20 protein-coding genes are annotated in these 24,578 nt (G+C 62.7%); 5 read left to right on the top strand and 15 right to left on the bottom strand.

Features of this window, described 5'->3' with window-relative positions:
* Positions 1-8: 8 nt before the first annotated feature.
* A complete protein-coding gene (locus AWB83_RS31475) occupies positions 9-824 on the bottom strand; it encodes an ABC transporter permease (protein WP_087049537.1) in 816 nt (271 codons plus the stop codon).
* Positions 821-1,528: an ABC transporter ATP-binding protein gene (locus AWB83_RS31480; RefSeq protein WP_087049538.1), complete on the bottom strand. Its 708-nt coding sequence runs from the start codon at positions 1,526-1,528 to the stop codon at positions 821-823. Before AWB83_RS31480 ends, AWB83_RS31475 begins: the two co-directional genes overlap by 4 nt.
* A gap of 144 nt (positions 1,529-1,672) precedes the next feature.
* Between AWB83_RS31480 and AWB83_RS31485 the strand changes: the two genes are divergently transcribed.
* Positions 1,673-4,057, top strand: coding sequence for an AsmA family protein (locus tag AWB83_RS31485; RefSeq protein ID WP_087049539.1), 2,385 nt, complete (start codon positions 1,673-1,675; stop codon positions 4,055-4,057).
* Between the two features lie 123 nt (positions 4,058-4,180).
* Here AWB83_RS31485 and AWB83_RS31490 read toward each other — a convergent pair whose 3' ends face one another.
* The 9 genes from AWB83_RS31490 to AWB83_RS31530 form a co-directional block, all read right to left on the bottom strand.
* Positions 4,181-7,135: a beta strand repeat-containing protein gene (locus AWB83_RS31490; protein WP_087049540.1), complete on the bottom strand. Its 2,955-nt coding sequence runs from the start codon at positions 7,133-7,135 to the stop codon at positions 4,181-4,183.
* Between the two features lie 18 nt (positions 7,136-7,153).
* Positions 7,154-7,666, bottom strand: a complete 513-nt coding sequence (locus AWB83_RS31495) for a zinc metalloprotease (RefSeq protein WP_087049541.1) — start codon at positions 7,664-7,666, stop codon at positions 7,154-7,156.
* A gap of 12 nt (positions 7,667-7,678) precedes the next feature.
* Positions 7,679-8,362: a hypothetical protein gene (locus AWB83_RS31500; protein ID WP_087049542.1), complete on the bottom strand. Its 684-nt coding sequence runs from the start codon at positions 8,360-8,362 to the stop codon at positions 7,679-7,681.
* A gap of 47 nt (positions 8,363-8,409) precedes the next feature.
* Positions 8,410-8,760 carry a hypothetical protein gene (locus tag AWB83_RS31505; protein WP_087049543.1) on the bottom strand — a complete coding sequence of 117 codons (351 nt, stop codon included), beginning with the start codon at positions 8,758-8,760 and terminating at the stop codon, positions 8,410-8,412.
* Between the two features lie 1,213 nt (positions 8,761-9,973).
* The gene (locus tag AWB83_RS31510) at positions 9,974-10,210 is read right to left on the bottom strand and encodes a DUF2795 domain-containing protein (protein ID WP_087049544.1); all 237 of its coding nucleotides are present in this window, start codon (positions 10,208-10,210) and stop codon (positions 9,974-9,976) included.
* 46 nt (positions 10,211-10,256) lie between these two features.
* Entirely contained in the window at positions 10,257-10,523 is a 267-nt protein-coding gene (locus AWB83_RS31515) for a hypothetical protein (protein ID WP_087049545.1), read from the bottom strand.
* Positions 10,524-10,764: 241 nt separating this feature from the next.
* Positions 10,765-12,501: a ClcB-like voltage-gated chloride channel protein gene (locus AWB83_RS31520; RefSeq protein WP_087049546.1), complete on the bottom strand. Its 1,737-nt coding sequence runs from the start codon at positions 12,499-12,501 to the stop codon at positions 10,765-10,767.
* Positions 12,502-12,701: 200 nt separating this feature from the next.
* Positions 12,702-13,505 (bottom strand): aldo/keto reductase, encoded by an 804-nt coding sequence (locus AWB83_RS31525; RefSeq protein ID WP_087049547.1) that lies wholly within the window; start codon positions 13,503-13,505, stop codon positions 12,702-12,704.
* 43 nt (positions 13,506-13,548) lie between these two features.
* Complete coding sequence (locus AWB83_RS31530; RefSeq protein ID WP_087049567.1) at positions 13,549-14,283, bottom strand: glutathione S-transferase; 735 nt, start codon at positions 14,281-14,283, stop codon at positions 13,549-13,551.
* Between the two features lie 214 nt (positions 14,284-14,497).
* Between AWB83_RS31530 and AWB83_RS31535 the strand changes: the two genes are divergently transcribed.
* The gene (locus tag AWB83_RS31535; RefSeq protein WP_087049548.1) at positions 14,498-15,739 is read left to right on the top strand and encodes a cystathionine gamma-synthase family protein; all 1,242 of its coding nucleotides are present in this window, start codon (positions 14,498-14,500) and stop codon (positions 15,737-15,739) included.
* A gap of 39 nt (positions 15,740-15,778) precedes the next feature.
* Here the strand turns inward: AWB83_RS31535 and AWB83_RS31540 are convergent, their stop codons facing one another.
* The 4 genes from AWB83_RS31540 to AWB83_RS31555 form a co-directional block, all read right to left on the bottom strand.
* Entirely contained in the window at positions 15,779-16,717 is a 939-nt protein-coding gene (locus AWB83_RS31540; RefSeq protein ID WP_087049549.1) for a dimethyl sulfoxide reductase anchor subunit family protein, read from the bottom strand.
* Positions 16,718-16,736: 19 nt separating this feature from the next.
* Positions 16,737-17,456, bottom strand: a complete 720-nt coding sequence (locus AWB83_RS31545) for a 4Fe-4S dicluster domain-containing protein (RefSeq protein WP_087049550.1) — start codon at positions 17,454-17,456, stop codon at positions 16,737-16,739.
* Between the two features lie 11 nt (positions 17,457-17,467).
* Positions 17,468-20,398, bottom strand: coding sequence for a molybdopterin oxidoreductase family protein (locus AWB83_RS31550; protein ID WP_087049551.1), 2,931 nt, complete (start codon positions 20,396-20,398; stop codon positions 17,468-17,470).
* Positions 20,399-20,467: 69 nt separating this feature from the next.
* Positions 20,468-21,541 (bottom strand): YeiH family protein, encoded by a 1,074-nt coding sequence (locus AWB83_RS31555; RefSeq protein ID WP_087049552.1) that lies wholly within the window; start codon positions 21,539-21,541, stop codon positions 20,468-20,470.
* A 117-nt stretch (positions 21,542-21,658) separates the two neighbouring features.
* Between AWB83_RS31555 and AWB83_RS31560 the strand changes: the two genes are divergently transcribed.
* From AWB83_RS31560 to AWB83_RS31570, 3 genes are all read left to right on the top strand, one after another.
* Positions 21,659-22,549: a LysR family transcriptional regulator gene (locus tag AWB83_RS31560; RefSeq protein WP_087049553.1), complete on the top strand. Its 891-nt coding sequence runs from the start codon at positions 21,659-21,661 to the stop codon at positions 22,547-22,549.
* 134 nt (positions 22,550-22,683) lie between these two features.
* A complete protein-coding gene (locus AWB83_RS31565) occupies positions 22,684-23,505 on the top strand; it encodes a sugar phosphate isomerase/epimerase family protein (protein WP_087049554.1) in 822 nt (273 codons plus the stop codon).
* A 43-nt stretch (positions 23,506-23,548) separates the two neighbouring features.
* Positions 23,549-24,550, top strand: coding sequence for a sugar kinase (locus AWB83_RS31570; protein ID WP_087049555.1), 1,002 nt, complete (start codon positions 23,549-23,551; stop codon positions 24,548-24,550).
* The last annotated feature ends 28 nt before the right edge of the window (positions 24,551-24,578 follow it).

Consider the following 24,578-nt stretch of genomic DNA (forward strand, 5'->3'; position numbering starts at 1 on the left):
CGTGTGCGCTACGCGGCGCGCTTTCCGGCTTTTCGCTCGACGAGCTTCGACGCCATGAAGCGGTGGTCGGGCGAAAACAGCCGCCGGTAGGTCATCACCACGGCGCCGACCACGCCCAGGCCCGACGCCGCCGCGATCAGAAACATGATGACGATCTGATAGCGCACCGCCTGCAACGGCGACTGCCCGGCGAGCACCTGGCCGGTCATCATGCCCGGCAGGCTGACGAGGCCGACCACCGCCATCTGGTTCAGAGTCGGAATCATGCCCGCGCGCACGGCCTGGCGCGCGGGCCCTTGCGCCGCTTCCCAGCGCGTGGCTCCAAGCGCGAGCGACATCTCCACCATCGCGCGTCCGGCAGTGAGCTCTTCCGTCATGCGCTCGATGCCGAGCGACACGCCCGTGAGCGTGTTGCCGAGGATCATGCCGAGAATCGGAATCGCATATTGCGGCTGGTACCACGGATGGATGCGGATCACGGCGAACAGTCCGAACGCGCCGATCAGCCACGAACTGCCCCAGATCGACAGGATGCTGTCGGCGCGCTGTCCGGCGTAGGTGCGCCGGCCGCGATCGGAGGCGGCGAGACCCGCGATGACGGTCATCAGCGCCATCAACGGCAGCACGACGTACCAGTGGTCGAACGCGAACACCCAACCGAGCACGTAGCCGATCAGGAGCAGTTGCACGACGGTGCGGATCGCGGCGACGAGCAGCCTGCGCTCGAGCCCGAGACGCAGCGCGACCGACAGCGCGCCGTTCACGACGATCAGCGCCGCCGCCATGCCGATATCGAAGAGACTGAGATTCTGGTAGCCGTTCATCGCGCGCCTCCTTCGAGCACGCCCGCGTTCATCGTCAGATGGCGGTCGGCGACGCGTCGCGCCTGCTCGGGATTGTGCGATACCCAGATGCACGCGCGTAGCGCATCGGCGCCGAACCAGGCGGACACCAGCGCCTCGATCGCGCGGGCCGAAGCCGGATCGAGCGATGCGGTGGGTTCGTCGAGCAGCAGCACCTCGGGCGCGAGTTGCAGCACGCGCACGAGCGCGGCGATCTGCGCCTCGCCGCCGGACAGATCGCTTGCGAGCTTGTCGAGAAAATCGGCGCCGCGTCCGGCGGCCTGCGCGAGCCGCGCGGCGGTATCGCGATCGAAATGCGCATCGCGATAGCTCCTCAGGGTGAACGGATAGCGCAGGTTGTCTTCCACGGTGCCGTCGAGCATCGCGGGACGCTGCGCGATATACGCGACGCGCCGCCGGTATGCCGGAACGCGCGCGCGGGCGATGCGCTCACCGCGCCACGAGACGTGACCGCCGTCGCAGGCATCGAGCAGGGCGAGCGTGCGCAGAAAGACGCTCTTGCCCGAGCCGGACGGCCCGGTAATCGCCGCGCGTTCGCCCGCGTGAAGTGTGAAATCGGTCGGATGCAAAAGCACCGCGCCGCGCACGGCGTCGCGGCGCATGACGCCGTGCGCGGCAACGAGCTCGATCGAAGGCGCGGAAGCGGGCGATGTCGCGTCGGGCATCGTTCTTGTGGGGTTGTATTCTTCGAGCGGATATCTTACGGAGATTCGACCTTCAGCGGAAAGATAACGGACGCGACGACGGCTCATGCGTGGGCACACTATGTGCTGCGCCATGGATAATCAGGAAAAGCGGATGGAGCCGTCATGGCGCAGGCTCGAACGACCGGAAAAATCGGAAGGATCGTCGCATGGTTTTTTGCCGTTCTGGCGGTTCTGATCGCAATACTCGTGGTTATCTTCCTGACCTTCGACTGGAACCGGCTGCGTCCGTGGGTGGACGACAAGGTGTCGGAAGCGATCGGGCGGCGCTTCGAAATCACCGGCGATCTGAAAGTCGGCTGGCATCGCCCGCCCAATGAAACGGGCTGGAAACGCTGGGTGCCGTGGCCGCGCTTCTCCGCTGAAAAGATCACCATCGCGAACCCGGACTGGACGCGCCAGAAATTCTTCGCGACGCTCGACGAGATCGATTTCCAGGTGGCCGTGCTGCCGCTGCTCGCGCACGACATCGTGATTCCGACGATCAATCTCGTGAACCCCTCGATCGACGTCGAGCGGCTCAAGGACAATCGCAACAACTGGACGTTCAAATTCAAGCAGTCGAGCGAGCCGTCCACATGGAATCTGAAGCTCGGCGACATCTCGCTCGCGAAAGGCACGGTCGACGTGCACGATGAAGTCACCAAGGCCGAGATGCAGGTCGTCGTCGATACGCTCGGTCAGCCCGTGCCGATCGGCGAGGTGATGAAGCAGCAGGAGGCGGCGTCCGCGAAATCGTCGGCGGAGATGGTCGGCAGGAGCGGCGCGGCGAAGCTCAACAAGCAGGCCGATGCGGCGGCGGCCTCGGAGGCGTCGGCGGCATCGGCTGCCTCCGCGGCCGCGGCGGCGAACGCGTCCGAAGCGAACCCGGCGAGCACGTCGGCTAATACCAGCATCACGACCAAGGAGGGGCCGAAGCCGCCCGTGCCTCCGTACGCGTTCGGCTGGACCGTGAAGGGCACGTACAACGAGGGCAAGGTGGCCGGCGACGGCAAGCTCGGCGGCGTGCTCGCCGTGCAGGACGCGAAGCGCCCGTTCCCCGTGCAGGCCGACGTGCGTCTGGGCGACACGCATATCGCGTTCGTCGGCACGGTGACCGATCCCGCGCATCTGGCGGCGCTCGATCTGCGCCTGTGGATTCAGGCGGTGAGCATGGCGCATCTCTATCCGTTCACCGGCGTGACGCTGCCCGAGACGCCGCCGTTCGCGACCGAAGGCCGCCTCACCGGCCAGTTCAGGGAAGACGGCAACGTCTTCCACTACGAGAACTTCACCGGGCGCGTGGGCGGCAGCGACATCAACGGCTCGCTCGTCTATGCGGGCAAGAAGCCGCGGCCCTTGCTGCAGGGCGAGCTCGTGTCGCATCTCCTGCAGTTCAAGGATCTCGCGCCGATCATCGGCGCCGACTCGAACGCGAGCAAGGCGAAACGCGGCGAGAAGGACAAGCAGCCGTCGGCGAAGGCGTTGCCGACCGAGGAGTTCAAGACCGACCGCTGGAAGTCCATCGATGCCAATGTGAAGTTCACGGGCGAGCGCATCATCAAGGATCCGGATCTGCCGATCACGAACCTGTACACGCACGTCGTGATGAACGACGGCGTGCTCTCGCTCGAGCCGCTCAAGTTCGGCGTGGCGGGCGGTTCGCTCGCATCGAACATCCATCTCGATGGCAGCGCCGCGCCGCTCAAGGGCCGCGTGTCGGCACAGGCGCGGCATCTGAAACTGAAGCAGCTCTTCCCGACCGTGAAGACGATGCAATCGGCGCTCGGCGAGGTCAACGGCGATGCCGCGCTGTCCGCGACCGGCAACTCGCCCGCGGCGCTCGCGGCGACCTCGAACGGGGAAGTGAAGGCGCTGATCACGCAGGGCACGGTGAGCCGCCTCTACATGGAGGCGGCGGGGCTGAACGTGGCGAACGTCGTGTACGAGAAGCTCTTCGGCAAGCGCGACGTGAACATCAATTGCGCGGCGGCGGATTTCGTCGTGACCGATGGCGTGCTCGATTCGCGCATCTTCGCGCTCGATACCGACGATGCCGTCATCAACGTCGACGGCACGATCAACATGAAGACCGAGGACATGGACCTGGGCATCCATCCGCATACGAAGGGCTTACGCGTGTTCTCGCTGCGCTCGCCGCTGTATGTGAAGGGCACGTTCAAGGACCCGAAGGTGGGCGTGAGCGTGGGTGCGCTGGCGGTGCGCGGCGGCGCGATGGTCGGCCTGGGTCTCGTCAATCCGTTCGCGGCGCTGATTCCGCTCATCGCGCCGAGCAACAACAAGCCGCTGCCTTGCCAGCAGATGCTCGCCGACATGAGCCGCGCCCCGACCGCGCCGCCGGCGGGACAGAAGCAGAATGCGAAGGCGGCGCCGGCTTATATGTCGTCGGGCGCGGCGGCGGCAGGGCCGGCGGACAAGGGTGCTGACAAGGGCGCAAAGCAGCCCGCGCCGGCGGCTCCGGCGAGCGCGGCGCAGTATCGCGGAAGCTGAGTTGCCAAACGGGCCGCATGCGGCATGAGGCGTTTCGCCTCGGGCCGGATGTCTGGAGGGCGAGCGACTGCAGCGATGTTTCTTGCCCCGCCACTTGCGGGGCTTTTTGCTGTGATTGGCCGATCAATTCCCGCTGGCCGCGAGCAAGATCTGCGGATCATTCTGTGCAGGCGAGACGAACACGGAAGACGCTGAGCTGTCTGCTCCATAGGCTGCCATAGCGGCAATCAGATTCTGCGTCTGCGGATCAGTAGCATACGTCGAAGAGCCTGACTCTCCGGTCTCACGAACAGCGTAGAGTGGCCTTACGTTGATCTGTGGCGTAGGTATGGGATAGACGTACACCCCGTTTGGGTCAAAACCCGAGCTCGGTCCCGTATAGCTCGGGAGAACGGGTACGGAAGGATAGTAGCCAGAGGGCAGTGTCGTTCTTTGGATGTATGAGCCATGAACGTTGTTGTAACCGCCATAAACCCCGTTACCACTTCCATGGAAATTTATTGTTACCGCCTCAGCCAAAACATTGTTTCTGGACCCCGTCACGACGATGGTGGTGTGAACGAAGTCTGAAACGGCGGAAGCGTCTATGTAGTTATCGTCGCCGTTAATGTAGATTATCTGATCCCGATTCACACTACTCAACATGATTCGACATCCTGAGGCATTGATCGTGTTGTTCACACCGTCGTTCACTAGGCTAGAGCCGGTCCCCATATTGATCGTGTTGCCGTTTCCTGCTACCGAAATGCCACAATTGCCGCCGACACCAAGCCAGTTTCCTGAGCCGGACAGCGCAAAGCTCGTATTGTCCCAAGTGTTGATTGTCGACCCTTGTGCATTGACTACGTAGTCTGAGCCGCCTCTCAGCGCAAGGGAGCTTCCCGTCCCCAAATTGACAGCATCATTGCCACCTGAAAGGTCGAATGCTGCACCGCTTATCGTGCTGATGTTATTGCCGCTGGCATTGACCGAAATACCCGTGCCACATATACCTATTGTATTGCCGCGTCCATTTACTGTTCCCTCGGAATTGCTGACGAAACTGACGGTAGCACCGCAATTGTCGACTACGTTGAAGGTATTGTTTATACCACTGATGGTGGTTCCAGAATTACCTGCCAGGTTGATAACATTCCGACTCCCGTGGATGTCTGTGGCAAAACCGCCCGACGAGAAATTGAACGTATTACCGGTCGCTGTCACATCGGTATGCGACGCAGTGATATAGATCCGATTACCTTCTCCGTAAACTGTTGCGTTTGCGTACTCGTTGACGAGCGCGATCATTGAATTCGACCAGGAAACGGAGTACACAACATTTCCATAACCAGAGAGCGCGAATGAAGTGTCCGCCATGGCATTGAAGTAGTTTCGGCTTGAATTGACGTAAATGCCGGAGCCGCAGATACCCACTGTATTACCATAACCGTTGACCGTTCCTCCAGCGTTGCTTGTGAAATCGATTTTGGCGCCGGAATCGTTAGCGGCGTTTAAAGTATTGTTGAAACCAAACAGAGTTGTTTTCGAATAGGCTGCGGCGTTGATGACGTTCCAGCTACCGTAAATATCGGTCGTAAGCCCAGGTATTGAGAAGTTGAAAGTATTTCCATCTGACCTGACGCCTTCTCCTGACGCACAGATGCCGATGGTATTGCCACCTCCGTAGATTTCGGTATATGAATTCGCGGTGAAGAGGTTGACTCGCGACCCTGAGTTCGACATCAGGTTTACCATGTTTCCGTAACCATAGATCTCGGTATAGGAGTGAGCCCCGGCGTTGACGATATTGTCGTTTCCGCAGACGCCGCTACTGAACCCATCATTCGAAGCCCAGAAGGTATTGCCCCAGCTATTGGCGACGACATTCGGCGCGTAGATGCCAACCGTATTGCCGACTCCAGTAATTGTGGTGCGAGCATCCCCGGTGAAGAGGTTGACTCGCGACCCTGAGTTCGACATCAGGTTCACCGTGTTTCCGTAACCATAGATTTCGGTGTATGAGTGAGAGCCAGCGTTGACGATATTGTCGTTTCCGGAAACGCTGCTGCTGAGCCAATCACCCGAAGCCCAGAAGGTATTGCCCCAGCTATTGACGACAATATTCGACGCACAGAGGCCAACCGTATTGCCCACTCCGTTGACTGTTGTGCGAGCATCCGCGGTGAAGAGGTTGACTCGTGAGCCCGAGGTCGACATCAGGTTCACCGTATTCCCGTAACCATAGATTTCGGTATAGGAGTGGGTCCCGGCGTTGACGATGTTGTCGTTTCCGCAGACGCCGCTGCGGAGCCACCCATCCGCTGCCCAGAAGGTGTTGCGCCAGCTATTGACGACGACATTCGACGCGTAGATGCCTACTGTGTTGCCGACCCCGTTCACGGTGGTCCTTGCGTTCGCGGTGTAGAGGTTCAGCCGCGAAACTGAATCTGAGACCAGATTTACAACATTCCCGAAACCATAGAGTCCGGTATAAGACTGACCTCCGGCGTTGATTGTGTTGTCGTTTCCGCTGATGGCCGCACTCGTAGTGGATGCCGTCGAAATCCGTGCAGCGTTCGCACTAGCCGCCGCCTGCTGCCCGGAGATGGTCAGATTTATTGCGCCATTGCCAGCGGTCGTTGTCACGACCTCATTCAGTAGTTTGCCGCCGGTATAGTTGATCAGGTCGTCTGTCTTGACTCCGTTGGTTACGGAGAAAGTGTCTGTCTGGGTGAACTGGTAGTTCGAGTTCGTGGCGCTGTACCATTTGCTTCCACTTATCAGATCGCTCAGGGTCATGTTGAACGATCCGTCTGGGTACACACTCGTACTTATAGTTTGGACCGTCTTGCCGGTGCTGGATTGAACGATGTTGAGCAGTGAACTGTTCTTCGGGTCGGTTTGAAGGTAATAGCCATTGTTCGACTGCAGAATGACCGGTGCGTTAGTGTTTGGATAGTAGCGGCCGTAGCCGGCGTTCTGCATAACCACCGCTACTGCTGCCTCACACGCAGTGGCAAGGCCGCACGTGGCCGCAATGTTTCCGACGACTTTGCTATCCGCCCTTAGATACTGCTCAATCACGGCATTCGCGTTCATGAATCCGGTAGCCCCAGTTTAAGGCATCGAGGTATCCTTGTTTGCTCGGAAGAGTTCTCCTCCAGCCGCAGAAACGTTCTGGGCATTCCTAACCAGGTTTATATCGGCTTCTGACATCAGTTTGTACGCGTTGATCTCCGCGCGTGCTTCGCCGATGACGCCGTTACCTGCCTCCAGACCGGGGTCAAAGGCGTGGCCAAGTTCATGAGCCAAGACCTGCGCAATGACATAACCTTGCGATTTCATAGACTCAGCTGGGAGATTTGGGATCGACAGCAATATTTCCTTTGATATGGGGTCAGTTCTGCCTGCCGCTGGGACGTCCACACCGTCGGCACCTGGAAGATTCAGTGACTCCTTCGACACCATGAGTCGAGCGATTCCTAAAAAGCTATCCAGTTGTTGCGCGTACGGCGGAGACGCGTTAATTATCTTGATGAAATCCTGGTAAGACGCGCTTGTGACTCCGCCGAGCGCGCTGGCAAGACTAGCCAAACGAGGGTCGTTTAGGTTGATGATCGTGGAAGCCATTTTTTTTCCTTATTAGGGCAAGCGAATAACTCGTTGAAAGAAAATATCGGCGACGCAGCCACTGGCGGCATACACGATACTCAGTTTGTTGCTGTTTACTTTGTCCGTAGCGTCTCCATACAGCTCACCGAAGATCGCACCTGCGAAGACACTTGCCTGCGGCTCTGGAGGAACCCAGCCGGGGACCATCGCGTAGACTTTCCCTCGGCCAAACACGCGGCGCACTTCCAACGCAGATAAACAGATACGATTCACATCCAATGTCATGGTCAATTTGATGATGCGGACTTTGTCAGTCCTCCCGTCGGAAAGAACTCTGTATTCGATGTTTTGTGCGACTTGGTATTTCCCGTCGGATATATCTGAGCGGTAGGCAGGTACAGGGGTGGTCGGAATGATGAGATCCAAACGATCCTTGACTGTGAATCCGAATAAGTGTGCGATCTTGGAAAAGTCCTCCAGCATCTCTAGATGCGACATAAAAGCTTGGAGATCTCTCCAGAATGCGGTTGCATTCGGCCCCATGTTCAGCTGCTCAACGATGGAGTCCCGCCCGAGAACTTGAACGACTGCTTCTGAATCACCCGCATTGGTGACGGGCTTGCCGTCTTTCGGCAAAGCTTCATCGGCCAAGCAGAGATTAGAGATAAAAAGAAAGCCTGCAAGACAAGCGATTATTTTGAAGCGTGTTGACATGAATTTATCGCAAGATAAAGTTGTTTGAATGTCTTAAATGGTCTTTGTTATTGCATATCCTCCCGTCCAAGTACGCCCAGTTTCGACACCAGATCGACCCGTGCGTCATTCCATTCCGCCAGCGCCTGAACCCGCCGTTGCTTCGCATTGAATGACCGGCTTGTCACGGCATCGGCGGTGACTGGAGGAACCTGCAACGATGTGCCCGGATCGAGATCCATGTCCGAGGCGAGCATGCCTAGCGCATTGCGCGCTTCGCTCTGAGCTTTCGTCAATGCGAAGAATGCGGTGGTCCCGGTAAAGGGCACCGAACTTCCCGTGTGCGCTCGGAAGAGCGCTCCTCCAGCCGCAGAAACGTTCTGGCCATTCTTAACCAAATTGATATCGGCTTCAGACATCAGTTTGTACGCGTTGGTCACCGCTCTTCAGCAGACTTTCTTCTGCCATGCAGCCATTCGCCAGAGCAAGAAAGCCTGCAAGACAAGCGATTCTTTTGAAGCGTGTTGACATGAATTCCTCACAACCTGCAGCGATGTGCCCGGATCGGGATTCATGCCCGAGGCGAGCATGCCTAGCGCATTCCACACTTCGCTCTGAGCTTTCGTCAACGCGAAGACCGCCTGCTCGTGCTGCGTCTGCGCCTGACGCGCGTCAGATCTTTGTCGGTGAAATGTCTCGCAACGGTTCCTGCCTGATGTTTCAACTGGGCGGCATCCGCCGCGATGCCGTGAAACCACGCGATGGCCACCGGGGATGCAAGCCCCGAATCGTCATACGACGCCGTACTGCGTTGTTTGTCTTCAGTCTTGCTGGATGTATATATGTAGGAATACTGATGCATAGCGGTCGAAAAAATCCCCGCAAGAAGCGGGGGGCCCGTGCCGTATCGAGACGGGCTGCCAAGCCCGTTTCTCTCACGAAACTGTGTTGAAATTGAAAGGGTACGTCAAATCATTGCAAGCAGGATTCCTGAATAGTCAAAGTTTGTGGCGCGTCAGACCGCGAACTTTGCCTGGACGGGACTCAAGAGCATTATCTGATTCGTCCGTCGCGGAACATGCAAAATGAGCCGCGGTCAGATTCTCGCGTTGCTGGTCGGTCAATGCCATGGCTTTGTTCTCCCGAAAGTCCCCTCGCGGTAGAGCGGCGGCGCACACCAACGTATCCACAGTTCCTGGGGAGCCCCTTGTTGAAAACCCGCCGAAAAGTCTGCTAAATGACTGACGCTGAAGATAAATTCACGAATGCTTCACGGCGCGTCAACGCGCGCTCGCTCTCGGCCGACTCTGCATAACTTATCCCCAGCGCACGGGGAAAGGGCTGTGGAAAACCCCTTGGCGACTCATCCAGTTTCTTGATTTCGCGCTGAAATCCTTCTGCGATGCGGATCGTGTCAGATTCATGTTCTTGGAAAGCGCTTCGAACCGACGGGCGACTTATCCACAATTTCTGTGGATAGCAGTGTTGAAAAGTCGCCCGTATCCGCGTTAAGTCGTTGATGAATAAAGATTCGTATGACGTGACCCGACGGTCGCCGGAGGACTGCGCAAAGACGCGCGCGGAATTGAGCGCCCGCGTGCATCCACCCTGCGTTTCGTTCGATCCGATCCGTCAGATCGAAAGCCCGGACGCCCCGTTGCTGCCGAGCAGTTGCTCGACCGAATTCGCGTCCGTGTAATCCTGCTCGGGCAGTCCGTCGAAGAGCGTGATGACGTCGTTGCTCACGCCTGCCTCGCGGGCCGCGTCGACGAGCGCGTCCTTGTTGGCAGGATATCTCGCGGTGCGCAGCACCTGGGCGATCTCGTCGTCGATCGGCTCATCGTTCAAGGCGTGTTTTGCGGGCGTCATTCGAGTTCCGGGATTGATCCAGTTGGATTCGCTTGGGAGGAGGGTGTCAGGTCTGCACCTGGACCGGTTGGCTCGCCATGCCGTGGCTCGGCGTGCGCGACTTCGGCAGCGGCACGTGGCGCCAGCGCGCGTGATCGAGGTCCTGCGCCGCGATTTCCGGTGCGGGCGGTGCCACGGGCGGCGCATTCACGCGCAACGCGGCGCGCATCGCGGCGGCGGCGGCGGTGGATTCGTCCGTCGAGCTCGTGTGCAGCGGCGCCGCATAGCACGAGACCGAAACCAGGGCCATCGACAACAACGTTGAGGTCTTCATCGGGCAACCCCTCCTCACGTAAGCGGCGAGAAAGCACCAGGCAAAATTCAAGCAAAGCCTATGCCGATGTGCATTTCACGCGCTCGCCGTGCGCGCAGACCGTTTGACCGGCTCGCACACGGGGCGCGACGAGTGGGCGTCGCGCGGACATACTTCGAGTGAATTGTGAAGTTGATCCGACCTGCGCGAAATGCACGCGCATGCTTCGCTGCGCGCCGCGAAATTGCACGGCCGCGCAGTTTCAGCGCGATGTCGGGTTCAAACGGAAGTATGCGTCCAGAAGGGAGGTTTTGTACACGACGCCGAGCAGCAGCGGCTGCGTCTTTTTCTCGATGACCGGAAGCCGCTCGCCCTGGAACGCGAGGAAGTGCTGCAGCGCCTCGGAGAGCGACATGTCGGGCGTGAGCACGTCGAATTGCGGCTGAAGATAGTCGGCGGCGGTCTTGATCGTCGTGTCGCGCTCGTCGAGCAGATCGGAGGTGATGTCCTTCAGCGCGACCACGCCGCGAAAGCGCTCGGCTTCATCGACGACGTACAGATACTTCACCGGATATTCGAGGAACACGCGCGTCATGTCCTTGATGTTCGCCGTGAGCGGCACGACGGTATCGGCGGGCTTGACGAGCTCGCGCATCTGCGTGGCGGCGAGGCGCAGGCGTTCCTTCTCCTCGCGATTGCGGCGCAGCGTGACTTCGTACATCGACGTCTGCTCCGAAGTGCGCGCGATGAAATACGCAATCACGCACGAGAGCATGAGCGGCAGCATGACCTGATACGAGAGCGTCATCTCGAAGATCATCAGGATCGCCATGAGCGGCGCGTGCGTGGCGGCGGCGAGGAAGGCGCCCATGCCGACCATCGCGTAGGCGAAGGGCGCGGAGGTCGAGTCTGGCCAGATCGAGTGGACGCCGATGCCGAACAGACACCCGAGCACGGCGCCGACGAAGAGCGTCGGCGTGAAGATGCCGCCCACGGCGCCGGAGCCCGCCGTGGCCGCCGTCGCGACGATCTTGAAGACGAGCACGGTCAGAAGCGCGGTCCATGTCCACGGCTCGTGCAGCAGCGAGTTCACGACTTCGTAGCCGTTGCCCCAGACCTCGGGCCACCAGATCGAGATCACGCCGACGATGAATCCCCCCAGCGCGAGGCGCGCGGGCAGGGGCAGCGGCAGCGTCGAGAAGCGTTTCTTCGATGCCGCGAGCAGCCGCAGGAAATGCGGCGCGAGCACGCCTGACAGCAACCCGAGCACGACGAAGAGCAGCACTTCGATGCCCGTCACGGGCGGGAACACGGGCATCTCGTAAGGCGGCCTGTAGCCGGCGAACTCGCGCATCGTGATGTTGGCGACGACGGAGGACACGACGATCGGCCCGAAGCTTTCCATCGCCATCGAGCCGAGCACCAGCTCGGTGACGAAGAACGCGCCCGCGATCGGCGCGTTGTACGCCGACGTGATACCGGCGGCCGCGCCGCACGCGACGAGCAGTCGCAGGCGCGGCGGATCGAAGTGCACCCAGCGCCCGATGAGCGAGGACACGAGCGCGGCGAGCTGGACCATCGAGCCTTCACGGCCGATGGAGCCGCCGCTGGAAATGGTGATGAGCGAGGACAGGCTGCGCCACACGCTCTGCCAGACGGGTACGACGCCGTCGCCGATGGTGACGGCTTCCATGTAATCCGTGGTCGAGTTCTTGCCGGCGCGCTTGCGGGCGATCAGCAGGCAGAAGCCCGCGATGAGGCCGCCCGCGGCAGGCAGCGCGACGCGCGCGGGCCACGGGAGGCTCTTCGCCAGCGCGACGAGCCCCTCGGAATGATTGCCGAGCAGGCGTTGCAATATCTCGATGCCTTCGCGAAACACCGCGGTCGCGAATGCTCCCGCCACACCGACGATGACCGCCCAGACGAGCATCGTATGCGAGTCCGACAGACGGAAAAACCGTTGGGCGCGTGTACGGAGCTTGAGCAGGAATGAGAGCACTTTTGCGAAATCGTGGAAAGCTTAGAAGGAAATGGAATAAGGGAGACGGAAGGATAGCATTGCGCGGCCGCTCTGCGGGCATCGGCGCGCGTCTCCGGGCGATTGCGCGAGGCGAAAAAAAACCCGGCATGCTCATGATGGCCGGGCCTTGCAGGAATATCGAGCCGCTCGTCATCGGCGCGCGCTTCTCACCACCGAGCTCACCATTTCGGCGCGAACGAGGGATTCGCATTGCGCCGGCCTTCGTCGAGCGCGTCGATCCTTGCGATGTCGTCGGCGTCGAGTTCGAGCTTCTGCGCATCCCAGTTGCTTTGCTGATGCTCGGGATTCGTCGACGCCGACAGCACCACGATATCGCGCGACAGCAGCCACGCGAACGTCACCTGCGCGGGCGTCGCGTCGTGCTTCGCGGCGATCGCCTTGAGCGTCGGGTCGTTGTGGGCGCGGCCTTCGCCGAGCGGCATGTACGCGGTCACCCTGACGCCGAGCTTCTGCGTCGCATCGACGAGCGCGCGGTTCGCGAGGAACGGACTCACTTCGAACTGATTCGTGACGATCTCCTTGCCGCCGGGCGCCTTCAGCGCTTCTTCGAGCAGCGGCGCCGTGAAGTTCGACACGCCGTAATGACGGATCAAGCCGAGTTTCCGTGCTTCCTGCATCGCCGCGAGCGTTTCGGCGATCGGCACCGCGCCGTTGGGCGAGGGCCAGTGCACGAGCGCGAGATCGATCGTGCCGATGTCGAGCTTCGCGTGGCTGTCCTTCAGGCTTGCAATGAGCGCGTCGCGCGAGAGCCGCTCCCACCAGACCTTCGTCGTGACCCAGATGTCGTCGCGCGGCACGCCGGACTCGCGCACGCCCTGGCCGACGGCGGCTTCGTTGTTGTAGTACTGCGCGGTGTCGATATGACGATAGCCGATCTTGAGCGCGCTCTTCACGGCGTTCGTGGTCTTGGCGGCATCGACGCGAAACGTGCCGAGACCGAAGGAAGGAATCGTTTCGACCATGTTGGCTCCTGGTTGAATCAGGGTTGATGGATGAATCGATGGATCAAGCGTCCTGATCGAGTTCGGGATAGTGCCTGAAAATGCCGGATTCGTTGAACGGAATACGCCGCTCCGAATCGACGTAAGCGGCGATGTTCGGACGTTGCAGCACCGCGTCGTGCAGCGCGGCGACGCGCGGGTACAGCTGCCCGAACTTCTTCATCGCGCGCGGAAAGGCGTAGTGCAGGCCTTCGACGATCTGGAAGATCGACAGGTCGACGTAGGTGGTTTTGTCGCCGACCATCTGCATCTCGCCCTGGGGATTCTGCTTGAGCACGCGCTCGAAGTACTTCATGAACTTCGGCACGCGCTTGTCGAGAAAATTCTGCGCGCGGATCTTCGCCGCGTCCTTCTGATCCTCGTAATAGAGATCGGTCGCGAGCGGATGATGCGTGTCGTGCACTTCGGTGACGAAGTCGGCGATGGTCAGTTGCAGCCCGTGCGCGACGTAGCGCAAGCCCTCGTCCTTCGGCGCGAGATGCAGCTTCGGCCCGAGGTACAGCAGGATGTTCGCGACATGCGGCACGATCAGCTCGCCGTCCTTCAGGAACGGCGGTGCGAAGGGAATGTGCGGCTCGGTCTTGCTGTTCAGGATTTTCATCATCGCGTCCATGCCGTAGCCGCTTTTCTTCGATTCGCGCGCCACGTCGATGTACTCCGCGCCGGCGTCTTCCAGCGCGAGCCGGACGAATTCGCCGCGGCCCTGCAAACCATCCCAGTAATAGAGTTCGTAAGCCATGAGAAAGGGCTCCTCGTCGGAGAATGCCGCGAATGCGGCCAGATGCGAGTGTGCGCGTTTTGGCGCTGCAGCGAAACGCGCGGACGAGGGAACAGGGAAGCAACACCCGTTCCCGCACAGCGTCTGCGCCATGAATCGCCGCGGATCAGGCAGAATCATGAGCTTGCGATGCGCCGGCAGCGCAATCAACGAATCGACTCGTAGCGGAGAAGGGATGGACAAGCAAGGCTTCACCACAGGCATCGTTCACGGCGACAGAAACACGGGCGTGGAGCACGGCGGCGTGCACCAGGCGATTCACACGTCGGTCCAGTACGGATTCGAGCGCGTGGAGGATCTGATCGGCGTGTTCCAGGGCACGAAGAAAGGCGGCTTCAACTACGCGCGCCAGGGCACGCCCACGACGGCCGCGCTCGAACGCAAGATCACGAGCCTCGAGCAGGGCGTCGGGTCGATCTGCTTCAGCACGGGCATGGCCGCGCTGTCGGCGGTTTTCCTGACCCTGCTGCGCGCGGGCGATCATCTCGTCTCGAGCCGCTACGTGTTCGGCAACACCAACAGTCTTTTCGGCACGCTGAAAACGCTCGGCGTCGAGGTGACGATGGTCGACGCCACATCCGCCGAGAACGTCGCGAACGCGATCAGGCCGAACACGCGCATGGTGTTCGTCGAGACGATCGCGAATCCGGGCACGCAGATTCCCGACCTGAAGGGCATCGGCGAGCTCTGTCGCGAGCGCGGCCTCGCGTATGTCGTCGACAACACCATCACGTCGCCCGCGCTCTTCGTGCCGAAGGCGGTGGGCGCGAGCCTCGTCGTCAATTCGCTCACGAAGACGATTGCCGGTCATGGCGCGGCGCTCGGCGGAGCCGTGACGGACACGGGCCTCTTCGACTGGAGCGCGTATCCGAACATCGCCGACGAGTACCGCCGCTCGGCGCCGAAGGAGCAAGGGCTTCTGCAGATCCGCAAGAAGGGCCTGCGCGACATGGGCGCGTCGCTTTCGTCGGAGCAGGCGCATTCGATCGCGATGGGCGCGGAAACGCTCGCCTTGCGCGTGGCGAAGTGCAGCGAGAACGCGCTTGCGCTGGCCCGGTTCCTGGAGCAGCACGAGGCCATCGGGAAGGTGTTCTATCCGGGGCTGAAGAGCCATCCGCAATACGAGACCGCGCAGGCGCTGTTCAAGGGCGCGTCGTGGCTGCTGTCCTTCGAGTTGCGCAATGCGGATCGCATGATCGAAGTCGTCAATGCGCTGCAACTGCCGATCAAGGCGACCGGCCTCGGCGACACGCGCACGCTGATCATCCCCGTCGCGCCGACGATCTTCTACGAAGCCGGGCCCGAAGTGCGCGAGTCGATGGGCATCTCCGACGGCATGCTGCGGCTTTCGGCCGGTATCGAGGACCTCGACGATCTGATCGCCGATTTCGATCAGGCGCTCAAGCTCGCGGTCTGAGGCGCAACGCGTGCCATGCGGCACGCGTTGCCGCGCGATTCAGGACGCCCGCGCGTAATAGATGTTCTGCGGATGCCGCGCTTCGGCGAAGAAGAACCAGCGCTCGGCGACCAGCCCCAGATATTGCGTGACCGACGCGGCGCAGAACAACGCGACCGATTGCGCGGCCATTCCCGCCAGCATCAGCACGAACGGCACGCCGAACGCGCCGGCGAGAAACGTCCACTTGACGCGCTTGATCGTGTCGGCCGTCTGCCCGTGAAAGAACTCGCGCAGATTGAACGCGCCCGCCGTGAAGCCGCGCGACTTCTGCACGACGTTCGGCTGCGTGATGCCCGTCGCGCTCTGCACGCTCGACTTCGGGCGCAGGCGCGCATTGCGCTTCAACGCGGCGACGCGCGTCGCGCAGCCCGCCAGCGTGAGCGTGCATGCGCACGCGGCGAGTCCGGCCGCGAGCGACGGCGCGAGCCACGCCGCGCATGCGGTCGCGAGCGTGAATCCCGACGCGCAGCCGAGCAGCACGAAGTTGACCATCGTGAGCGGCGTCGCCCATTCCTGGAGGAAGCGCAGGCACGCGTAGATCATCGCGGTGCAGACGAAGAGCGCGGCCGACGCGAGCACGCCGATCACGCCGATCGCAAGCGACCACGGCGCGCCGAGCCAATGAGCGATGCCGTAGAGCGCGCCGCACGCGAGAAACGCGGGCAGGCACAGACATTCGCGCGAGAGCCACGACGTGCGCCACATCGCGATGGCGCGCCACGCGCGCTCGGGATGCCCGAGGTGAAAGAACGAAGCGAGCAGCCCGAGGCCGCCCAGCACGACAGACAATGCCGCGCCGACGATGAAGAACGTCTGCGAAGGCGCGGTGATCAAGCCGAGCCTTGCGCAGACCTCGACGCCGACGAGCGCGATCAGCAAGCCTTGCGCGGCGCCGCTCAATGTCGTGAGAAACACGACGGAAAACGCGGGTTTCATGATGAGCTCCGATGAAAGGTCAGACGCGCGCGGCCATCGCCGCGAGATTCAGTTCGCCGTGCGCCTCCGGCGCATCCGCGCCCTCGGACTTGCAGCCGCACGAGCCGCCACTGCTGCATGAGTTCACCGGACGCCGGGGTAAATAATGATTCGCGGGCCGCGTCTCCCATTCGGGCATCAGCTGATATCCGCCGCGCTCCTGGATCGCTTTGGAGACGACCGACTCCGGATCGTGAATATCGCCGAAGAGCCGCGCCGAGGTCGGGCACGCGAGCACGCACGCGGGCTTGCGATCGCGTTCGGGCAGCGCCTCGTTATAGATGCGATCCGCGCACAGCGTGCATTTCGTCATCTCCTTGCGCTCTTCGTCGAGCTCGCGCGCGCCGTAGGGACACGCCCACGCGCAGTACTTGCAGCCGATGCACTTGTCGAAGTCGACGAGCACGAGCCCGTCCTCCTTGCGCTTGTAACTCGCGCCGGTCGGACAGACGGGCACGCACGGCGGGTCTTCGCAGTGCAGGCACGATTTCGGGAAGTGGATCGTATCGGCGAGCGGAAACTCGCCCGCTTCATAGGTCTGCACGCGGTTGAAGAAGGTGCCGGACGGATCGGCGTCGTACGGGCGCTGATCCGCGAGACTGCCTGCCTCGCCGGACGTGTTCCACTCCTTGCAGCTCGTCACGCACGCGTGGCATCCGACGCAGACGTTCAGATCGATGACGAGGGCCATTTGAGTCATGATGGTCTCCTTCAGTTGCTTGCGTTTCGCTTCACGGCATTGCGCAGACGCGCGGCGAACTCGCCGCGTCCGGCGAAGTACGTCTGCACCACGCGCTGGATCGTGCCGGTCATGCCGGGCGGCGGAGGCATCGGCGCGAATTGCGGCAGCGTGTGGCGCGCGTCGGCTTCGGCGGGATAGACGCGCACGCGCACGTCATACCAGGCGGCTTGCCCCGTGATCGGGTCCGAATTGGAGTAGCGCGCGCCGTCTCGCTCCGACCCCGGAAGCTCGTCCGTGATGAGGTGATTGAGCAGAAAGCCGCGCTGCGACTCGTTGGCATCGGGGCCGAGGCTCCACGCGCCCGCTGCCTTGCCGATCGCATTCCAGGTCCACACCGTTCCCGGTTCCACGGTCTCGCTATAGCGCGCCATGCAGCGCACCTTGCCCCACTGCGATTCGACGTAGATCCAGCCGCCGTCCTCGATGCCGTTTTCCTGCGCCATGCGCGGGTTCATGTACAGCATGTTCTCGCCGTGAATCTGCCGCAGCCAGGCGTTCTGCGAATCCCACGAGTGATACATCGCCATCGGGCGCTGCGTGACGGCGGCGAGCGGATACTGTTCGAGATCGGTCGTGTCGCTTTCGAGCGGCGCATACCAGAACGGCAGCGGATCGAAGTACTTCTCGATGCGCCCGCGCAGATGATCGGGCGGCTGTCTGCCGTTCGTGCGCCCCTGCGCGGCCAGGCGGAACTTCTGCATGACGTCGGAATAGAGCTGAATCAGGATCGGCGTGCCGAACTTGCGGAAGCCTTTTTCCATGGCCCATTGCAGGTACGGCCCGTTGCAGTTGCGCATGTACTGCAGCGTCTCGGGCAGCGTGTAGTGAAAGACGCAATCGTGCTTCGCGTACTCGTCCCACTGGTTCGGATTCGGCTCGCCGACGAGCGCATCCTTGCCGTCCTTGCCGCGCCAGCCGATCAGGAAGCCGACGCCCGAGCCGGGCGCCGTCTGATGATTGACGATGAAGTCCGGATAGTCGCGATACTTGCGCTGGCCTTCGGGCGTCGTGAACGCGGGCAGCTTCAGGCGGCTGCCGAGCTCGACCAGCACTTCCTGGAACGGACGGCATTCGCCGGTGCGCGGCACGACCGGCACGCGCACCGAATCGACGGGGCCGTCGAACTCGGAGATCGGGCGATCGAGCATCGACATCGCATCGTGCCGCTCGAGATAGGTCGTGTCGGGCAGGATGAGATCGGCGAACGCGGTCATCTCCGACTGGAACGCATCGCACACGACGATGAACGGAATCCTGTACTCGCCGTTCTCGTGCCTGTCGGCGAGCATCTTGCGCACTTCCATCGTGTTCATCGACGAGTTCCACGCCATGTTGGCCATGAAGATCATCAAGGTGTCGATGGGGTACGGGTCGCCGCGCCATGCATTGGTGATCACGCTGTGCATCACGCCGTGCACGGCGAGCGGATATTCCCACGAGAATGCCTTGTCGATGCGAACCGGCGTGCCGTCATCGTGAATGAACAGATCCTCGGGCGCGGCGGGCCAGCCGAGCGGGCCGTTCGCGAGCGGCGTGTTGGGCTTGACCTGATCGGGATGATTCGGCGGTTTCGCGGACGGCGGCACCGCGCGCGGAAACGGCGACTTGTGCCGGAAGCCGCCCGGGCGGTCGATCGTGCCGAGCAGCGACATCAGCACGGCGAGCGCGCGGATCGACTGGAAGCCGTTCGAATGCGCCGCGAGCCCGCGCATCGCGTGGAAGGCGACGGGGTTGCCCGTCACCGTTTCGTGCTTCCTGCCCCAGGCGTCGGTCCATTCGATGGGCAGCGTGATCTTGTGATCGCGGCTCACCTGGATCATTTCGGCGGCGAGGCGTTCGATCGTCGCGGCGGGAATGCCGGTGATCTCCGCGGCCCATTCGGGCGTGCACGACGCCACCTGCTCGCGCAACAACGCGAAGGAGGGCGCGACGGGCGTGCCGTCCTCGAGCGTGTAGCGGCCGTCGAGCGCGGGCTCGGCATCATCCGCGTGATGAGCCACCGCGCGATTCGTCTTCGTGTCCCACCACAGATGATTCTGCGGAAAGAGCCCGTTGACCTCGGCCGCGCCGCCATCCTGAACGAAGAGGCCGAACGTGTCGCTCGCCTCGTTCATGTCGAGCAGTTCGGCCGCGTTCGTATAGCGCGTGACGAACTCGTGATCCCAGGCATCGGCCGCGATCAGCTCGTGGATCAGCGCCATGAAAAGCGCGCCGTCGGTGCCCGGGCGGATCGGCACCCATTCGTCGGCGATCGCGGCGTAACCCGTGCGGATTGGATTGATCGCAATGAAGCGCCCGCCCGCGCGCTTGAACTTCGAAATCGCGATCTTGAGCGGATTCGAGTGATGATCCTCCGCCGTGCCGATCATGAAGAAGAGCTTTGCGCGATCGAGATCGGGGCCGCCGAATTCCCAGAACGAGCCGCCGATCGTGTAGATCATGCCGGCGGCCATGTTCGCCGAGCAGAAGCCGCCATGCGCCGCGTAGTTGGGCGTGCCGAAGTTCTTTGCGAAGAGGCCGGTCAGCGCCTGCATCTGGTCGCGGCCCGTGAACAGGGCGAACTTCTTCGGATCGGTGGCGCGCAGATGGGCGAGGCGCTTCTCCAGCGTGTCGAGCGCGACCTCCCACGACACCGGCTCGAACCGCGCTTCGCCACGCAGCGCATCGGCTTTGCGCATGAGCGGCTGGGTGAGACGCGCGGGCGAGTACTGCTTCATGATGCCCGACGCGCCCTTCGCGCAAATCACGCCTTGGTTGAGCGGATGGTTCGGATTGCCGTCGATGTATCGGACCTCGCCGTCGCGCAGATGCACGCGGATGCCGCAGCGGCATGCGCACATGTAGCACGTGGTGGTCTTGACATCGAGCTTCTCGTTCTGGGTGCGAGCGCCGTGTTCCATGTGTGCTCCTTCAAAAAGCGATGTCGCGCGAGGGGGGAGACTCGCGCGCTTCGTGACTTCAATGCATCGTCAGCCGAACAGACGCTCGACGCCGAGCGTGATTGCCAGGCCGCCGCCGATGAGCCATGCATACAGGATCGCGCCGGTGGCGAGCGCACGCGGGCCGGCCTGGCGGATCTGCGCGATGCGCGTCTCCATGCCGAGCGCGGTCATGGCCATCGTGAGGGCGAAGGTGTCGAGCATGTTGATCGTGGTGGTCGCCGTATCGGGCAGCACGTGCAGCGAGTTCACGACCACCAGCGCGAGAAAGCCGAGCGCGAACCAGGGCACCGCGACCTTGCCCTTGCCTTGCGCCGCGCCTTCCGCGCCGGCACTACGCGAGCGGCTGATCCAGAAGCCGATCACGAGCAGCACGGGAACCAGCAGCATCACGCGCGTCATCTTCACGATGGTCGCGATGTGCGTCGCTTCCGGGCTCACGTTGCTCGCCGCGCCGACGACTTGCGCCACTTCGTGGATCGTGCCGCCGAAGAACAGGCCCGCGCCGAGCGTATCGAGATGCAGCCAGCCGCCGTTGAGCGCGAGCGGATAGAGGAACATCGAGAGCGTGCCGAACAGCACGACGCTGCCGACCGCCATCGCGCTCTTGTGGGGCTTCGATTGCAGCGTCGATTCGAACGCGAGCACCGCGGCCGCGCCGCAGATCGCGCTGCCGGCCGCCGTGAGGAGGGCGGTGTCGCGATCGAGCTTCATCAGCTTCATGCCGGCCCAGGTGCCGATCACGAGCGTGCTCACGACCACCAGCACCGATACCGTGAATCCGGACACGCCCACCTGCGCGATTTCCTGAAGGCTCACGCGCAGGCCGAAGAAGGCGACGGCGATGCGCAGCAACTTGCGCGCGGAGAAGTTGACGCCGGCGGCCCAGCTTTCCGGCATGCCGTGGCGCAGCGCATTGCCGTACGCCGCGCCCGCGACGATGCCGACGATCAGCGGGCTGATTCCAAGCCCGGCGATGGCGGGCAGGGCTGCGAGGCGCGTGACGGCAGCGGCGAACAGCGCGACGAAGAGAATGCCGTTGAGCTGCCCGCGTGTGGAAGACGCGGCTGGCGCCAGGGACGAGGCGGACTGGACCGTGGACATTGAAGTTCTCGTTGGGAAAGAAGGAAAGGTCGATGGGCCAATCCTATTCTCGATATATGAATATGAAAAATCGTGATTTAGAATGTGAAGTATCGGTATATCTGATATTTAATAGAAATGACCCCGGAACAACTGATAACTTTTGCAACAGTCGCCGAGCATGGCAACATCAGCCGCGCGGCGGTGGCGCTGCATCTGTCGCAGCCCGCCGTGTCGGGCCAGTTGCGGCTCCTGCAGGAGGAATTCGGCGAGCCGCTCCATCAGCGGGACGGGCGCGGCGTGCGCTTGACGGCGGCCGGGGAGCAGTTGCTCGGCCACGCGGAGCGCCTGCGCGAGACGTTCCGCCAGGCGCACGCGCTGCGCGATGCGCTGCGCGGGCTCGAGCGCGGCACGCTGCGCGTCGGCGCGAGCACGACGCCGGCGAGCTATCTGCTGCCGTATCTGATCGCGGCGTTTCACAAGCGCTATCCGGAGGTCGTCGTGACCACCATCAACGGCAACACGGCGGATATCGTCGCGGCGCTGGGCGCGCTCGATATCGCGCTGGTGGAAGGTCCGACCGGCCACGATCTGCCGCTCGGCACGACGGTCACGTCATGGCGCGAGGATGAAATCGTCGCGATCGCGCCGAAAGGACATCCGCTCGCAGACGGACGCGAGGCCGTCGACCTCGACGACCTGAGCGCGCATCCGCTCGTGCTGCGCGAGCCGGGCTCCGGCGTGCGGCAGATCGTCGAGCGGGCGTTCGCGGATTGCGGCGCGCCGATGCGCGTCGCGCTGGAAATCGCGGGCGTGGAGGGCGTGAAGGAAGCGGTGCGCGCGGGCATGGGCATCGGCTTCGTCTCGGCGATGTCGATCCGGCACGAGGACAGCGCGCTGCAGCGCGTGCGTATCGCGCCGGAGCCGCTCACGCGGCGGTTTTCGATCCTGCTGCCGCATGCGGCGACGCCCTCGCGCGTCGCAACGCGTTTTCTGGCGTTGTGCGAGGAGCCCGGTCTGCTCGGCTAGGGAATTCCACTATGGCGCGTCGACGGCGGTCTGACGCACCATTCGTTCTCAACACGGGCGCTGCGGCGTCCTTTTTGAAAATCATTGATGGAACCGGTTCCATTGGGTTATTTGGGGCCGAAACCGACCGCGAGATGCCAGTGAGCCAGAAGCAGATATCCCCGATCGATGCAGCGCGTCCCGAAGTCGTGATCGTCGCGAGCGCGTTCGGGGCGGACATGATCCGGCGCGACGGCCACGCCGTCTGGGCGTCGGCTGCGGCGGGCGCGGGCGCGAGCGGCTTCGAGGTGCGCCGCGAGCTGTTCTTGAGCGATTCCGAGACGCAATCCGAAGCGCTCGCGCAACTGGGTGAACGGATCCGCGCGCAAGGATCGTGGGCGGTGTATTCGACGCCGGCAACGCTCTTTCGCGACGACGGCTCGCTCGATCCGGACGCGCTCGGTCTCGCCATCGACGAGGCAACGGCGCTCGGTGCGCGCATCGTCAAGCTGCAGCTGGGCGGCACGGAAACCGGCGTCGCGACCGATGCCGCGACGCTCGACCGGCTGATGACGGCGATCGCCGCGTCCCGCGCAAAGGTGGTCGTCGAGAACGGGCAACTGAAGGCGGGAGGCACGATCGGCGCGTTCGAGGCTTTTTTCGCCGCGCTGCCCGGCAACAGCGGCCTTGCGATGACCTTCGATACCGGCAACTGGCATTGGGCGGAACAAGACCCGCTCGACGCCGCGAAACGCCTCGCACCGCACGTCGCCTACGTGCATTGCAAGGCCGTGATGGGTGAGGGCGCGCGACGTTTCGCCGCCGCGCCGGCGAACGGCGACGCGCGTTTCGCGACGCTGCTCGCGCAACTGCCGGGCGATGTGCCCCGCGGCATCGAATATCCGTTCGCTCCGGACGCGGGCGCTTCGCTCGACGCCGACGCGGCGCGGCAAGTCGCCCGCATCGCGGCATTCTGAATTACGCATTTTGCATTCCGCATTCATTTGCAAAGGACCCGACATGCAAGCAAAGCCCGAAGCCCTCGACGTCGTCACGTACGGTGAAGCGATGACGATGTTCGTCGCAGCCGAAACCGGTGATCTCGCGAAGGTCGGCCAGTTCACGAAGCGCGTCGCGGGCGCGGACCTGAACGTCGCGATCGGTCTCTCGCGGCTCGGCTTCAACGTAGGCTGGATGAGCCGCGTCGGCAACGACTCGTTCGGGCGCTACGTGCTCGATGTGCTTGCGGCCGAGGGCATCGATGCGCGCCGCGTGACCATCGACGAGCGCTATCCGACGGGTTTCCAGCTGAAGGGCAAGTGTGACGACGGGAGCGATCCGGCGGTCGAGTACTTCCGTCGGGGCTCGGCGGCGAGCCATCTCTCGATCGACGATTACGCCGCGGATTACGTGCTTGGCGCGCGCCATCTGCATCTGACGGGCGTCGCTCCGGCCATTTCCGCGACCTCGCGCGACCTCGCGTTCCACATGGCCCGCGAAATGCGTGCCGCTGGCAAGACGATCTCCTTCGATCCGAACCTGCGCCCGACGCTCTGGCCGTCGCGCGAGGCGATGGCGGAGGCGCTCAACGCGCTCGCCGCGCTTGCCGACTGGGTGCTGCCGGGCGTCTCCGAGGGCCTGACGCTCACGGGTTATACGAAGCCGGAGGACATCGCCGCGTTCTATCTCGACCAGGGTGCGAAGGGCGTGGTCGTGAAGCTGGGCGCGCACGGCGCGTACTTCCGTACGGCGGGGGGCGAGCAGGGCATCGTGCCGGCGATGCCGGTCGCGAATGTGGTCGATACGGTCGGCGCGGGTGACGGCTTCGCGGTCGGGGTGGTGAGCGCGCTGCTCGAGGGGCGCGATGTGCGTCACGCGATCGGGCGCGGCAACCGCATCGGCGCGCTGGCGATCCAGGTGATCGGCGATAGCGAAGGGCTGCCGACGCGTGCCGCGCTGGACCTGCTCGAGAAAGAAGATTCCAACGACAAGACGGCCAAAGCCGCGTTCGATCTGGCCTGAGGCCATCCACCGAGAGACTCAACCGAAT

Origin of the sequence: Caballeronia ptereochthonis (genome assembly GCF_001545075.1) — a bacterium.
Classification (GTDB): Bacteria; Pseudomonadota; Gammaproteobacteria; order Burkholderiales; family Burkholderiaceae; genus Caballeronia; species Caballeronia ptereochthonis.